Raw genomic sequence first — 15,711 nt, 5'->3', positions numbered from 1 at the left:
GTGGGAGTTGACGTTTTTTCTATTGGCTGTTTAACAGCAAAATATTGATATTGGCACGCTGTTGATTTGTGAGGAAGGCGCGAGACTCCTCGAAAATGCTATCGCATTTTCTTCGTGCGTGGGCAGATTCGAAGAGGTAAATCAATGTACTGCAGGGGACGGGGCAGGGGAGACCCCGCTCATCTCTTAGCGCCGAGGAGTAGGAAAAGCGGAAGCGCCTTGTACAGCCCCGACAAGCGCTGGAGGGCCTAACGATGAAGTCGTTCTTTGACTTCAACGTTGGGACCGAAGCGACTCGAGGGGCTAGGCGCTGCAGCTAGACAGGCTCCCCGAACCGCCTGCGCAAAAGCGAAGCGCCTCGGTACAGGCAGAGACCGCCTGTACCTGCGGTGATTATTCAAAGAAGCATTCCTTAGTGGAGCACAAATCAACAGCACCATTTAACACAGCCTTTCTCTTAAATTTCTTTTCCTTTAATAAATGTCCATAGGTCGTGAAATACATTTGCACGGTAGAGAGTGCTTAAGATTACCAATGTAACCGGACCAACAATTAACCCTAGGAAACCGATTAATTTAAATCCGACAAACAAGGCAATTAAGGTTGCTAATGGATCTAGTCCAATATTGGATGAAAGAATTTTTGGCTCCATTATTTGTCTTTGAACAATAACAAGTAAATAGAGAACGCCTAAACCTATTGCAAGACCCATTTCCCCTGTAATAATCTCATAAATAATCCATGGTACAAAAACGGCTCCGGTACCAAGGTAGGGAATAATATCAACGATACCCGTTATTAAAGCGATTGTAATTGCGTAATCAACCCTGAGGATTAAGAGACCGATTAAGATAATAACAGTTGTAATAGAAATGAGGGTCAATTGGGCCTTTAGAAAACCAAATAAGGCCTTCTGCAAATCGATAAATACAGTTTTACCACTTGATTTAGCCTTCTCAGGTAAAATGGTGCTGCCAAGACGTGAAAATCTGTCCCAATCCTTACTAATAAAGAAGGTTGCTAAGAAGGAGAAGATTAACACCGTTGCCGCATTAGGAAACCATGATAGTATCATTGGAATGTTTCCAAATAGATTTTGTAGGAAAGTTCCAACAGTACTTCCAATGGTGGTGCCTACATTTTCAATATTCGTGATGATTGTATTTTGCTGCCCACTTTCTAGTTGGTTAAACATACTAGTTAATTGATTATAAAGAGGGATAATTTGAGCTGTAATAAACTTCTCAATGAAGCTAATTAATGTATCTAAATGCTCAGGAACCACTCTAGCCAGGTAGTTTGCTCCTGAAACAATTTCAGCCACTAATAGCGTGATTAAACCGGCAGCAAAGGCAAAAATACTGATTAAAGCTACAAATACTGCTAATCCTCTAGGCATGCGAAGCTTTTTTTCAAAAATGTTAACAATTGGATTGATAAAGAATGCAATTACTAAGGCAATTAGAAATGGATAAGTCACTTTTGACAAATAATAAAATGATAGAAATGCGAGGATGACGATGGCAATTACGAAAATGAACCTTATCGTTCGAAATAAGTATTTTTTATCCAATAACATGCCTCCTGATCTCATAATTAGGTAGCTATAGTTTAACATTTTTTGTACAAAACTGCATGATTTTCCATATTTAGTTTTCAGAAAAGAAAGGATGAAAAAAATGTTTAATGGGTCATTATTGTTCTTGTTACTGCTATTAATGATTGGACTTATCGTAAAAAATAACTCATTGCTGGTTGCCATTATTGTATTAATCGTATTAAAATTGGGTGGACTAGATTCAAAATCCTTTACATATATCCAGAGTAAAGGAATTAATTGGGGAGTTACCGTTATAACGATTGCCGTTTTAGCTCCAATTGCCTCAGGGGAGATTGGTTTTAAGGATTTATCTAGTGCTTTTAAATCGCCTCTTGCATGGGTGGCTCTTATTTCTGGTATGATTGTTGCTCTATTAGCAAAGGGTGGAGTTTCTTTATTGGAACATGATCCGCATATTACAACAGCACTTGTTTTAGGTACCATTCTATCTGTATCCATTTTCAAAGGTGTGGCAGTTGGGCCTCTAATTGGCGCTGGAATAGCCTATACCGCAATGAAAATGATTAATTTTTTTAGTTAGCAATTTTGTAAAATAATATTTTTTTGAACTTTTCAGCTCCTTTTCGTTCACAAAAATCTGATAATTGTTTATAATAGGACTTGAAAGCGCATCCTTTTTTACATAAGTCACATAAATATGCTAGATTACTTGTAATATAACTTTTTTATTAAGGAAAAGTTACTTTGCTTGTTGGACCAATCCCGAGCAAGCGCTCAATCTAGGTATTTGTAAAAAATAGGCGCGCAATAGTTATTCTTAGACAATGTTTGAAATGAAGAATTTCTTTCAACATAGCTGTGGCCGATAACTGGTTTTAGCTGATAAAATACTTCTTTTTACAAATGGGTAATGGGTAATGGGGAATTTAGAATGAGAAGGAGAGATTTCTATGACAGTAACACGTGGTCTTGAAGGGGTAGTGGCAACAACTTCTTCTATCAGCTCAATCATTGATGATACGTTAACGTATGTCGGGTATGATATCGATGACTTAGCTGAAAATGCTAGTTTTGAAGAAGTAATTTATTTACTGTGGCACCGTAAATTGCCAACAGAGCCTGAATTAGCAGAATTAACAAAGCAGCTTTCCGAGAATGCCGCACTTCCACAAGAGGTGATTGAGCACTTTAAGATGTATCCTATTGATAAGGTCCATCCAATGGCTGCGCTCCGTTCAGCTGTTTCATTATTAGGACTTTATGATGAGGATGCAGACTTAATGGATTCAGAGTCAAATTATCAAAAGGCGATTCGACTTCAAGCAAAAATGCCTGCCATTGTAACAACATTTGCACGCGTTAGAAAAGGTCTTGAACCAATTGCACCTAGAACAGATTTAAGTTTTGCTGCCAACTTCCTTTACATGCTGCTTGGTAAGGAGCCTGACGAAATTGCAGTAAAAGCTTTAGACAAAGCACTTGTATTACATGCAGACCATGAACTAAACGCATCTACATTTACAGCAAGAGTTTGTGTGGCTACCTTATCAGATGTTTATTCTGGTGTAACCGCTGCAATTGGAGCACTTAAAGGACCACTACACGGTGGTGCAAACGAAGCAGTAATGAAAATGCTTAAAGAAATTGGTACAATTGAAAATGTTGAACCATATGTTCGCGGAAAACTTGAGAAAAAAGAAAAAATCATGGGATTTGGCCACCGCGTTTATCGCTTAGGTGATCCTCGTGCAAAGCATTTAAGAGCAATGTCCAAGAAATTAACTGAGTTGACAGGCGAACCACATTGGTATGAAATGTCTGAAAAAATCGAAAACATCGTCACTGGCGAAAAGAAATTACCGCCAAACGTAGATTTCTACTCAGCTTCCATGTACCACAGCCTAGGCATTGACCATGACCTATTTACACCTATCTTTGCAGTAAGCAGGGTTTCTGGATGGCTTGCTCACATACTAGAACAGTATGATAACAATCGTCTAATCCGTCCTCGCGCTGAATATACAGGTCCTGGCATGCAGTCATACGTTCCAATTAACCAAAGAGGTTAAATAAAATTTTACTTTTTTCAAAAAAATTGTTCTAATAGGATTGTATGAAAAGGTTAAAGATTGCAAATCTTTAACCTTGGATTCAATCTCTTTATGGACAAGGCGATTGATAAATACCATTGATACATAATAGGAGGAGAACAACTATGCATGGCGAAAAAATCACAGTAACAAACGGAGTATTAAATGTACCAAACAATCCAATTATCCCATTTATCGAGGGTGATGGTATCGGTCCAGATATATGGGCAGCTTCTGAGAGAGTTTTAAACGCAGCAGTAGAAAAAGCTTATAAAGGTGAGCGCAAATTAGTTTGGAAAGAAGTTTTAGCAGGAGAAAAAGCATTTAACCAAACTGGTGAATGGCTTCCAAAAGAAACTCTTGATGTTATCAACGAATATTTGATTGCAATCAAAGGCCCGCTTACTACTCCTGTTGGCGGTGGAATTCGTTCATTGAACGTTGCACTACGTCAAGAATTAGATTTGTTTGTATGCTTACGACCAGTTAGATGGTTTGAAGGTGTTCCTTCACCTGTAAAGCGCCCGCAAGATACTGATATGGTTATCTTCCGTGAGAATACTGAAGATATTTATGCTGGAATCGAATATGAAAAAGGCACAGAAGCAGTTAAGAAAGTAATCGACTTCCTTCAAAACGAAATGGGCGTTAACAAAATTAGATTCCCAGAAACTTCAGGTATTGGTATTAAACCAGTTTCTGAGGAAGGAACAACTCGTTTAGTACGTGCAGCTATTAATTATGCGATTAAAGAAGGCCGTAAATCTGTTACACTTGTTCACAAAGGAAATATCATGAAATTCACAGAAGGCGCGTTCAAAAACTGGGGTTATGAGCTTGCTGAAAAGGAATTTGGTGATAAAGTCTTTACTTGGGCTCAATATGACCGTATTAAGGATGAGCAAGGATCTGACGCTGCAAACAAAGCGCAGGCTGATGCAGAAGCAGCTGGCAAAATTGTGGTTAAAGATGCAATTGCTGATATCTTCTTACAGCAAATCCTTACACGTCCTCGTGAGTTTGATGTTGTTGCAACGATGAACTTAAACGGAGACTTCATTTCTGATGCTCTTGCAGCGCAAGTTGGCGGAATTGGAATCGCTCCTGGAGCAAACATCAACTATGAAACTGGACACGCTATTTTCGAAGCAACACATGGTACTGCACCTAAATATGCAGGACTTGATAAAGTAAACCCTTCATCTGTTATTCTATCAGGTGTATTACTGCTTGAGCACTTAGGCTGGAATGAAGCAGCGAAAATGGTTATTAAATCAGTAGAAAATACCATCGCTTCTAAAGTAGTAACCTATGACTTCGCTCGTCTAATGGACGGAGCAACAGAAGTTAAAACCTCTGAATTTGCAGATGAATTAATTAAGAACATGGAATAGTAAAAAGCTTACGCACCTAGAGGCTGAATCTTAACAAGGATAATCAGGGCTGTTTTCGAACAGCCCTTTCGAATATCGACAATAATACTTTCAAAGGGGAGAGTTTAAAATGTCTTTAAAGCGTAAAAAGGTTTCCGTAATTGGCGGAGGTTTCACTGGTGCTACAACTGCATTCTTACTTGCACAAAAAGAATTAGGCGATGTCGTTTTAGTTGATATCCCACAAATGGAAAACCCTACAAAAGGAAAAGCATTAGATATGCTTGAAGCAAGTCCTGTTCAAGGGTTCGATGCGAATATCACTGGTACATCTAATTACGAAGATACTCGTGATTCAGATATCGTTGTTATTACAGCAGGTATTGCTCGTAAACCAGGAATGAGCCGTGATGATTTAGTTCAAACAAACCAAAAAGTAATGAAGGCTGTAACGGAGCAAATTGTGAAGTACTCTCCAAACTGTACAATTCTTGTATTAACAAACCCAGTTGACGCGATGACTTACACCGTTTTCAAAACATCTGGATTCCCTAAGAATCGTGTTATTGGTCAATCTGGTGTACTAGATACAGCTCGTTTCCGTACATTTGTCGCACAGGAATTAAATCTTTCTGTTAAAGATATTACAGGATTTGTTTTAGGCGGCCACGGTGATGATATGGTTCCACTTGTACGTTATTCTTATGCTGGTGGTATTCCATTAGAAACGTTAATCCCTAAAGATCGTTTAGAGGCAATTGTGGAGCGTACTAGAAAAGGCGGCGGTGAAATCGTTAATCTTCTAGGAAATGGCAGTGCTTATTACGCTCCAGCAGCATCACTTGTTGAAATGTGCGAAGCCATCTTAAAAGATCAGCGCCGTGTTCTTCCTTCCATCGCTTACCTTGAGGGAGAATTTGGTTACGAAGGTATCTATCTTGGGGTTCCAACAATCCTAGGTGCGAACGGAATTGAAAAAGTAATCGAGCTTGATCTAACTGCTGAAGAAAAAGCAGCTCTAGATAAATCGGTTGAATCTGTTCAAAATGTAATGAAAGTTTTAGTGTAAGATAGACAAATTCGGGGAAAAATCTTCCCCGAATTTTTTCCACTATTAATGAAACCGTTTACAAAGGAGCGCAAAGGAATGCTTTTAGGGAAAAAAAGAAAACTAGGCAGGGAAATTAAAGAAATTTCAGTCGGAGAGAAATTAGCCTTAACAGAAAAAATTGAAGATAAAGACATACTTCTTTATTTAGGTTTAACGGATGATGCCAATCCTCTCTATATTCAGCATGATTACGCATCCCAGACACCCCATAAGAAACCGATTGTTCCGAGCATTATGCTGACAGGAATGATTACCTCGGCTGTTTCTAAGTACTTACCAGGACCAGGCAGTCATATAGTAAGCCAAGATATCCACTTTCCCAAGCCTGTTTATCATTACGGTACCGTTCACTTATTGTTAGAAATTGTTGAAGTTAATCATGATAATCACACAGTGAAGATGACGGTTGTAGGAAAAAATGAAAACGACGAAGTTGTGATTAATGGAAAACTTATTGTTTGTCCTCCTTATCGCTTAGGGGGCATGGATGCTGGTGTGTTAGATAATTTTTAAAATCATCAAGGGATGTTAACCACATTCCTTTTTTTCGTCTCAAGGTTGATAGTGGGTATTCTTATTATTTCTATATTATAATGGAGTGAGTTGGCGAAATAGATAAAACATTCGGAGGTTTTTATGAAAAATAAGGTACTAGTTGTAGACGATGAACAGTCAATTGTAACTTTGCTTCAATATAATTTGGAACAAGCTGGTTTTGAGGTAATCACGGCAATGGATGGATTAGCAGGCAAACAATTAGCTGAAAGTATGGCACCTGATATTATTGTTTTAGATTTAATGCTTCCGAAAATGGACGGAATCGAAGTATGCAAAGATCTTCGACAACAAAAAATTATGATTCCAATCCTAATGTTAACAGCGAAGGATGATGAGTTTGATAAAATCTTGGGTCTAGAGCTTGGTGCCGACGATTATATGATCAAGCCATTCAGTCCAAGAGAAGTGGTTGCCAGAGTGAAAGCAATCTTAAGAAGAGTTCAAATACAAACAAATAGTAATGAAGCGGACCAGACCGAGGGCTCACCGATTATCATCGGAAACCTTCAAATCTTCCCTGATAAATATGAAGCTTATTTTAATAATCAGCAACTAGAATTAACCCTCAAGGAGTACGAATTGCTGCATTATTTAGCTCAAAATAAAAATCGCGTTTTAACTCGCGACCAATTATTAAGTGCAGTTTGGAATTATGAATTTGCTGGCGATACTCGTATTGTAGATGTTCATATTTCACATCTTCGTGAAAAAATTGAAAAGGATACAAAGAAACCTTCTTATATTAAAACGGTACGGGGACTAGGTTATAAACTCGAGGAGCCGAAGATTGAATGAACAAATTCCACACAAAACTTTTGATTGCACTAATAATGCTAATTATTATCGGCTTAGTTGGGCTGGAAATTTTGTTAGGTCAGCTTTTTAAAAGTAACTACCTGGATACATACAATGAACGATTAAATAAAGAAAGCAATCTGCTGAGTATGTATATTGAAAATAACGGTGGAGTGCAGTCAATCGATCATGAGGGAATATTGAAAATAAGTAAAATACTTAATGTGAGACTTGCTATTACAGACACCAAAGGAGTTCTCCTTTTTGACAGCGGAGAAATGGAGACATCCAATATTAACGGAATAAAAGAAAATATCAATGAAGTAATAAAAGAAAAACCAAATAATGAAACCAAACTAGTGGAGCATGAAGATTATGACTTACACTATTCATGGAAACCCGTTTTATATGCAGGGGAGAAAGAAGGGTATCTGTTCGTTATCACAAAAACGAGTGAGCTCAAAAAAGCTTACGGGCAAATTTGGTGGATTCTATCCATTAGCTTAGTTATGGTGCTGATTGTCTTTATTTATCTTGGATATAGAATAACAGCGAGATATATGAAGCCAATAGAAGCAGCTACGAATGTAGCCATCGAATTGGCGAATAGAAATTACCGAGTCAGGATAGAAAGTAATGAATTAAATGAAACAAGTAAGCTAACCTCTTCCTTAAATATTTTGGCGCAAAATTTACAGGAAATGAGTAAAGCTCAAGAAATACAGCAAGATCGTTTAAGTGCACTGATTGAAAATATGGGAGCTGGACTGCTATTAATTGATAGCAGGGGTTTCATCAATTTAATTAATAAGGGATACGTTGAAATCTTTCAAGTGGACTTAGAGAATTCCTTAAATAAATTATATTATGAAGTCATTGAGCAGGAAGAAATCTGTCATGTTATAGCGGAGGTTTTCCGAACGGAACAAAAAGTTAGTAAACATCTTCTTCTTCCATTGGGAATTGAGAGAAGATACTTTGATGTTTATGGAATCCCCATAATCGGCATAAATAATGCTTGGAAAGGTGTTCTACTGGTTTTCCATGACATTACGGAGATTAAAAAGCTTGAACAAATGAGAAAGGATTTTGTGGCGAATGTTTCACATGAATTGAAAACGCCTGTTACCTCTATTAAAGGTTTTTCTGAAACGTTGATGGATGGTGCGATGAATAATCGTGATACGCTTGAAGCATTTTTATCCATTATAAATAAAGAAAGCAATCGGATGCAGTCATTGATTCAGGATTTACTTGATTTTTCTAAAATAGAGCAGCAGGAATTTAAGTTGAACATTCAGGACTTTGATCTCTACGAATTAATAAAAGAAGTTATTATGATGCTTAATAAAAAAGCAAAATCCAAAGATGTTCGTCTAGAACATGAGTTTAATAGGGAAGAATTATATATACAAGGCGATCATGATCGTTTAAAGCAGGTATTTATTAATATCATAACCAATGCAATCTTGTATACCCCGCCAAACGGGTATGTAAAAGTATCACTTTATGATTATGAAAAGACTGTGAAAGTCCATATAAAGGATACTGGTGTTGGAATCAAGCAAGAAGAAATTCCTCGTATTTTCGAACGGTTTTATCGTGTTGACCGTGCCAGAAGCAGGGACTCTGGCGGGACAGGTCTTGGATTAGCGATCGTAAAACATTTAGTTGAAGCACATCATGGGAACATCAGTGTGAAAAGCGCCCCTGGTGAAGGCAGTGAGTTTATCATCGAATTACATAAATATATGAATTAACCTGGAAGGGGTAAATGGATGGATAAGAAGAAATTAGTATTAATAGACGGGAATAGTATTGCTTACCGTGCGTTTTTTGCACTGCCCCTGCTAAATAATGATAAAGGCATACATACAAATGCTGTATATGGTTTTACCATGATGCTTAATAAGATAATGGAGGATGAAAAGCCAACCCATATTCTAGTGGCATTTGATGCAGGGAAAACAACATTCCGGCATAAGACTTTTGGTGAATATAAGGGCGGAAGACAAAAAACACCGCCAGAATTATCCGAACAATTCCCTTATATTCGTGAGCTTTTGGATGTTTATGGAATAAAACGCTATGAGCTTGAAAATTATGAAGCTGATGACATTATTGGAACTCTCTCATTATCTGCGGAAAAAGAAGGCTATGAAATTAAGGTAATTTCGGGAGATAAAGATTTAACGCAGCTTTCCTCTGAACATACGACGGTTGGTATTACTCGTAAAGGAATTACTGATATCGAGGAGTACACACCTGCTCACGTATTGGAAAAGTATGGCTTAATCCCTGAGCAAATTATCGATATGAAGGGGTTAATGGGCGACCCTTCAGATAATATACCAGGTGTACCAGGTGTTGGAGAAAAGACAGCGATTAAGCTGCTGAAGGAATTTTCAACTTTAGAAAAATTATTAGAATCCATCGATCAAGTGACGGGGAATAAGTTGAAAGAAAAGCTAGAAGAATTTAAGGAACAAGCAAAGATGAGTAAGGAGCTTGCTACGATTGAAAGGCAGGCCCCAGTGGAAGTTTCTGTAGAAAATGCACTTTACGAGGGCTTTGAAAGAGAAAAAGTTGCAGCTCTATATAAAGAGCTTGGCTTCCATTCGTTGTTGGAAAAGTTGGGTGGAGACGCATCAAGCAATGAACAGCTTGAACTTGAAGAAATTGAGTTTGTGACCCCAGATGTGATAACAGATGATTTGTTTGCAGATGATAATTATTTTTATGTTGAAATGCTTGATGATAATTATCATTATGCCGATATAATTGGTTTTTCACTTGTAAATGAAAATGGATATTATTACTTTCCAACTGATTTAGCCACGAAATCTGAGAGCTTTAAAAAATGGGCAGAAGATGAAACAAAGAAGAAAACCGTCTATGATGCAAAGCGGACGGAGGTATCTTTAAGAAGGTATGATATCCATTTAAAAGGGTCTAATTTTGATACATTAATGGCTTCCTATATTATTAATCCCTCAGAAACGATTGATGATATTTCTACCATTGCAAAAAAGTATGGGATTCAAATTCAATCAGATGAATCGTTTTATGGAAAAGGGGCTAAGCGGAAAATACCTGAAGCATCGCTTACAGCCGAACACCTAGTTCGAAAAAGCCTAGCTATGTTTGATTTGAAACAGAAACTAGAGGATGAGTTAAAAACAAATGAACAATATGAATTGTTTACTGAGCTTGAAATGCCATTATCACTCATTTTGGCGGACATGGAATCTTGCGGAATCAAGGTTGACAGTGAACGCCTGCAAAGGATGGGCAGTGAAATACATGACAGGCTTATCGAAATCGAAGGAAACATTTATGACTTGGCAGGAGAAAAGTTCAATATTAACTCAACCAAGCAATTGGGTGTGATTCTATTTGAAAAGTTAAACCTGCCATCCTTTAAGAAAACGAAGAAAGGTTATTCCACATCAGCTGATGTTTTGGAAAAATTAGCAAATGATCATGAAATTATTGATCATATTCTTCATTACAGACAGTTAGGCAAGCTTCAGTCTACCTATATTGAAGGTCTTTTAAAGGTGTTAAATCCAAAAACGGGTAAAATCCATACACGATATCAACAGACATTAACATCAACGGGCAGATTAAGCTCGATTGATCCGAACCTGCAGAACATACCGATTCGGTTAGAGGAAGGACGGAAAATCCGCCAAGCCTTTGTACCATCAGAGCCAGGATGGATTATTTTTGCTGCCGATTATTCGCAAATCGAGTTAAGGGTTTTGGCTGATATCGCTGGTGATGAAAAACTGATTCAGGCATTTAAGGATGACCTCGACATTCATACAAAAACAGCTATGGACGTATTCCATGTGAATGCGGGCGACGTAACCTCCAATATGAGAAGGCAGGCAAAGGCGGTTAACTTTGGTATAGTCTATGGAATAAGTGATTACGGTCTGTCACAGAGCCTTGGGATTACACGTAAGGAAGCTGGTCTGTTTATTGACCGGTATCTAGCAAGCTATCCTGGAGTGAAAGAGTATATGGACGATATCATTCATTCCGCTAAACAAAAAGGCTATGTCTCTACCCTGTTGCAAAGAAGAAGATATATTCCTGAGATTACCCATCGGAATTTTAACATCAGAAGCTTTGCTGAAAGAACAGCAATGAACACGCCAATTCAGGGAAGTGCAGCCGATATTATCAAAAAAGCGATGATCGATATGGCGGATGCATTGAAGGATTATGGGTTAAAGACGAGACTGCTTCTTCAGGTGCACGATGAACTCATCTTTGAAGCACCAGAAGAGGAAATCGAAACACTGAAGAAATTAGTTCCTGATGTTATGGAAAATGCCCTCGAATTAAAAGTCCCATTAAAAGTAGACTATTCATATGGCCCAACATGGTTTGATGCGAAATAGAAAAGCGGAAGCGCCTTGCCCAAGGAAAAATGCAGTTCAATTTTTCCCAGGGGCGACAGGCATAAGACGAGCCGGCATGAAGGTTGCTTTTTAACCTTCTTGTCGGATTGGCTTATGACCCCGAGCCCCTAGGCGCTGCAGCTGGACACTGGAGGGGGATTTTTTGCCAGAATTACCTGAAGTAGAAACCGTTAGAAAAACGTTAAAACAGCTTGTTTCTCATAAACAAATTGAGAATATAACCGTTCACTGGCCGAAAATCATTAAAAATCCCGTGGAGGTTGAACAATTTATTGACGCCCTTAAAGGAGAAACCATTGAGGACGTCGGCAGAAGAGGAAAGTTTTTAATCATCTATACCAAAACCTTCGCCCTCGTTTCCCATTTAAGGATGGAAGGAAAGTACGGACTTTATCCAAAAGAAGAACCGTATGACAAACATACTCATGTCATTTTTCATTTTACCGATGGAACTGAATTACGGTATCGGGATGTTCGTAAATTTGGAACCATGCACTTGTATAAAAAAGGGGAGGAATTTCTAAAACCTCCGCTTATTGACCTTGGACCAGAGCCGTTTTCAAAAGAGTTCACAGTAGACTATTTATCTGAGAAGCTGAAAAAGACAACCAGAAAGCTGAAGCCTGCACTCTTAGATCAAAAAGTCTTTGTCGGACTAGGTAACATCTATGTGGATGAGGCTCTGTTCCGGTCCGGAATTCACCCTGAAAGGCTCGCTAATTCTTTAAGTGAAGCTGAATTAACTTTACTGCATCAAGAAATTGTTAAGACCTTAGATGAAGCGGTTAAAAAAGGAGGAAGTACCATTCGCTCCTATGTTAACTCGCAAGGGGAAATTGGGATGTTCCAGCTTGAATTATATGCCTACGGACGTAAAGGGGAAGAATGTAAAAACTGTGGAACTCCGCTCGAAAAAACGACTGTAGGCGGCCGCGGAACGCATTTTTGTCCCAGCTGCCAAAAGCTTTAAGCAGTAGAAGTGTAAAGACAATTTAATAACAAAGGATAGGCTCCGCCCATATACTATCGTAGTGATTGACGGAAGGAGCCCTAGACATCATGTTTCAATTGTTCTCACTTCTCCTGCTGGCTTTTGCTCTCAGTCTTGATAGCTTTAGCGTAGGGTTTACGTATGGCCTAAGAAAAATGGTACTGCCGCTTAAATCAGTTCTCATAATTGCAACCTGTTCAGCAATTTCATTAATGATTGCTGTGTCAATTGGACATGGCCTAGAAAAAATTTTATCTCCAACTATAACAGCAAGCCTCGGGGGCTTTATCTTAATCGGTCTCGGCGCCTGGGTATTGTATCAATTTTTTAGGCCAGAAAAAGAAAAGGATAAAGAGCTGCTCGAACATGAAAAGTTGATTATTAATTTTGAAATCCGCTCACTAGGAATCGCGATTAATATATTAAGAAAACCCATGTCAGCGGACTTTGATCGTTCGGGCACCATTACTGGAATCGAGGCATTTATGCTGGGTTTTGCCCTATCAATCGATGCATTTGGTGCTGGAATTGGAGCAGCTATGCTAGGATTCTCACCCTTTTATTTAGCCATTAGTGTTGCGGTCATGAGTTCTATATTTCTTCTTTTTGGAATTAAAAGTGGAGCCTTTTTTCATAAATTTAATTGGGTCCAAAAGTTTACCTTTTTACCAGGGATTTTATTAATTATCATTGGTATTTGGAAATTATGATAATGTGAAAGGAATAAAGTATGTCACTAGTAATCGGATTAACGGGCGGAATAGCCAGTGGAAAAAGTACAGTTTCAAATATGTTTAAAGAAATGGACATCACTGTCATTGATGCAGACGTAGAAGCCCGCCTCGCTGTTGAAAAAGGAGAACCAGCCTATCAAAAAATCATTGCTGAATTTGGTGATGATATTGTATTAGATACTGAGGAAATCGACAGGGCAAAACTGGGTTCGATTATCTTTCATAACGCAGAAAAACGACAGATCCTAAATGGCATCGTTCATCCTGAAGTTAGGAAAAGGATGAATAATCAAGTGGAAGCAGCGAGGGCGCGCGGGGAACAAGTTATTGTCCTCGATATCCCGCTGCTGTTTGAAAGTAAACTAACACATATGGTCGAAAAAACCATTCTTGTATATGTAGACAGAGATATTCAGCTAAATAGGCTGATGGAACGTAATGACCTGTCATTAGAAGATGCAGAGGCAAGAATAAGCTCACAAATGCCCCTATCAGATAAAGTAGCGCTAGCCGACGCCGTCATCAACAATAATGGGACCATCAGCGAAACAAAAAAACAGGTAATTGAGGTTTTGACAGGCTGGGGAATAACAACTCCATAATACATTTAAAAGAAGGGATCAGCCCTTCTTTTTTTTATGCTTTTGAATCAGAATTACTGACTAGACAAAGAAACTTACAAACATAATTGGTATGTAATATATCTGAATTGTAAAACATTTTTAAAATTCCGCACTTTATATATCACTTATTCAGTTAAATATGTTATACTAATTACATCGAAACAAGGTAATGAGTATAACATATTTCGGAAGGGGCCGTACAATGAAGGCGAGAATTGCAATTAATGGTTTTGGGAGAATTGGAAGGATGGTTTTTAGAAAAGCAATCCTTGAAAATACGATTGATATTATTGCTATTAATGCGAGCTATCCCGCAGAAACATTAGCTCATTTAGTAAAATATGATACGGTTCATGGACCATTTCAAGGGGATATTATAGCATTAGATGAAGAGCTAATCGTAAATGGTAAAAGAGTGAAGCTATTAAACAATCGGAATCCTGAGCAACTTCCATGGAAAGAGTTAAATATCGATGTGGTTATTGAAGCGACCGGAAAATTTAATTCACGAGACAAGGCAAGTCTGCACCTTGACGCAGGAGCAAAAAAGGTAATCATTACTGCACCTGGCAAGGACGAGGATATTACGATTGTAATGGGAGTAAACGAAGACAAGCTTGATATCACTCAACATGATGTGATTTCCAACGCATCATGTACTACAAACTGTCTGGCACCTGTTGCAAAAGTGCTGGATGAAAAGTTTGGAATTGAAAATGGTTTAATGACAACGATTCACTCGTATACAAATGATCAACGTAACATCGATAACCCACATAAAGATTTACGAAGAGCTAGAGCTTGTGGACAATCTATCATTCCAACCACTACTGGGGCTGCTAAAGCTTTAGCATTGGTATTACCTCAGTTAAAGGGGAAGCTGCATGGAATGTCACTTCGGGTGCCTACACCAAACGTTTCTTTAGTAGATTTAGTGGTCGATTTGAAACAAGATGTTACCGTGGATGATATCAATCAGGCATTTGTGGAAGCAAAGAATGGTCCATTAAAGGGAATTGTAGATTTTACAATGGAACCGCTAGTATCCGTTGATTTCAATACAAATCCATACTCCGCAATCATTGATGGATTATCAACAATGGTAATGGGTACTAGGAAAGTGAAAGTGCTGGCTTGGTATGATAACGAATGGGGCTATTCTTCCCGCGTTGTCGATCTTACCTTATATGTCGCACACCTAATGGCGAATTCAAATTCAGTGAAAGTCGGATAAAACAAAAATGCTGTCAAAATGACAGCATTTTTTTGTAGCTTTTTCAATTATACTCGCATGATATAGTTTGGAATTTCGTTTTTTTTCTGAGGAGATAAGCCCTTTAAACACAATTACTAATAAGTTGTAAAAAATTTTAGATTGATAGGTTGCAAAAAAAATATAAACTTAGTATACTAGTCATCGTGAACTTCTTGAAATTAGGTAA

Annotated in this window: 13 protein-coding genes; 12 read left to right on the top strand and 1 reads right to left on the bottom strand. The window is 38.1% G+C overall.

Features of this window, described 5'->3' with window-relative positions; all coding sequences use genetic code 11:
• Positions 1 to 457 precede the first annotated feature (457 nt).
• Positions 458 to 1,573 carry a sporulation integral membrane protein YtvI gene (ytvI, locus tag QNH48_RS23885; protein WP_283952278.1) on the bottom strand — a complete coding sequence of 372 codons (1,116 nt, stop codon included), beginning with the start codon at positions 1,571 to 1,573 and terminating at the stop codon, positions 458 to 460.
• A gap of 106 nt (positions 1,574 to 1,679) precedes the next feature.
• Between ytvI and QNH48_RS23880 the strand changes: the two genes are divergently transcribed.
• The 12 genes from QNH48_RS23880 (at position 1,680) to QNH48_RS23825 (ending at position 15,503) form a co-directional block, all read left to right on the top strand.
• Positions 1,680 to 2,141: a DUF441 domain-containing protein gene (locus tag QNH48_RS23880; RefSeq protein WP_283952277.1), complete on the top strand. Its 462-nt coding sequence runs from the start codon at positions 1,680 to 1,682 to the stop codon at positions 2,139 to 2,141.
• A 370-nt stretch (positions 2,142 to 2,511) separates the two neighbouring features.
• Positions 2,512 to 3,630 (top strand): citrate synthase, encoded by a 1,119-nt coding sequence (gene citZ, locus QNH48_RS23875; protein ID WP_283952276.1) that lies wholly within the window; start codon positions 2,512 to 2,514, stop codon positions 3,628 to 3,630.
• Positions 3,631 to 3,776: 146 nt separating this feature from the next.
• Positions 3,777 to 5,045 carry an NADP-dependent isocitrate dehydrogenase gene (icd, locus tag QNH48_RS23870; protein ID WP_283952275.1) on the top strand — a complete coding sequence of 423 codons (1,269 nt, stop codon included), beginning with the start codon at positions 3,777 to 3,779 and terminating at the stop codon, positions 5,043 to 5,045.
• A gap of 109 nt (positions 5,046 to 5,154) precedes the next feature.
• Positions 5,155 to 6,093, top strand: a complete 939-nt coding sequence (gene mdh, locus QNH48_RS23865; RefSeq protein ID WP_133367542.1) for a malate dehydrogenase — start codon at positions 5,155 to 5,157, stop codon at positions 6,091 to 6,093.
• Positions 6,094 to 6,171: 78 nt separating this feature from the next.
• Complete coding sequence (locus tag QNH48_RS23860; RefSeq protein WP_283955873.1) at positions 6,172 to 6,648, top strand: MaoC/PaaZ C-terminal domain-containing protein; 477 nt, start codon at positions 6,172 to 6,174, stop codon at positions 6,646 to 6,648.
• A 123-nt stretch (positions 6,649 to 6,771) separates the two neighbouring features.
• The gene (locus tag QNH48_RS23855) at positions 6,772 to 7,488 is read left to right on the top strand and encodes a response regulator transcription factor (protein ID WP_283952274.1); all 717 of its coding nucleotides are present in this window, start codon (positions 6,772 to 6,774) and stop codon (positions 7,486 to 7,488) included.
• Positions 7,485 to 9,248 (top strand): two-component system histidine kinase PnpS, encoded by a 1,764-nt coding sequence (pnpS, locus tag QNH48_RS23850; RefSeq protein ID WP_283952273.1) that lies wholly within the window; start codon positions 7,485 to 7,487, stop codon positions 9,246 to 9,248. The genes QNH48_RS23855 and pnpS overlap by 4 nt, the downstream gene beginning before the upstream one ends.
• Before the next feature lie 18 nt (positions 9,249 to 9,266).
• Entirely contained in the window at positions 9,267 to 11,900 is a 2,634-nt protein-coding gene (polA, locus tag QNH48_RS23845) for a DNA polymerase I (protein ID WP_283952272.1), read from the top strand.
• A gap of 163 nt (positions 11,901 to 12,063) precedes the next feature.
• A complete protein-coding gene (mutM, locus tag QNH48_RS23840; protein WP_283952271.1) occupies positions 12,064 to 12,891 on the top strand; it encodes a DNA-formamidopyrimidine glycosylase in 828 nt (275 codons plus the stop codon).
• Positions 12,892 to 12,980: 89 nt separating this feature from the next.
• Positions 12,981 to 13,622 (top strand): sporulation membrane protein YtaF, encoded by a 642-nt coding sequence (gene ytaF, locus QNH48_RS23835; protein ID WP_283952270.1) that lies wholly within the window; start codon positions 12,981 to 12,983, stop codon positions 13,620 to 13,622.
• Between the two features lie 20 nt (positions 13,623 to 13,642).
• Positions 13,643 to 14,248, top strand: coding sequence for a dephospho-CoA kinase (coaE, locus tag QNH48_RS23830; protein WP_283952269.1), 606 nt, complete (start codon positions 13,643 to 13,645; stop codon positions 14,246 to 14,248).
• Between the two features lie 223 nt (positions 14,249 to 14,471).
• A complete protein-coding gene (locus tag QNH48_RS23825; RefSeq protein WP_283952268.1) occupies positions 14,472 to 15,503 on the top strand; it encodes a glyceraldehyde-3-phosphate dehydrogenase in 1,032 nt (343 codons plus the stop codon).
• Positions 15,504 to 15,711 lie beyond the last annotated feature (208 nt).

This window comes from Neobacillus sp. YX16 (assembly GCF_030123505.1).
Classification (GTDB): Bacteria; Bacillota; Bacilli; order Bacillales; family Cytobacillaceae; genus Neobacillus.
The sequence above is the reverse complement of the archived record's forward strand: the minus strand, read 5'-3'. Positions and strand labels throughout refer to the sequence as shown.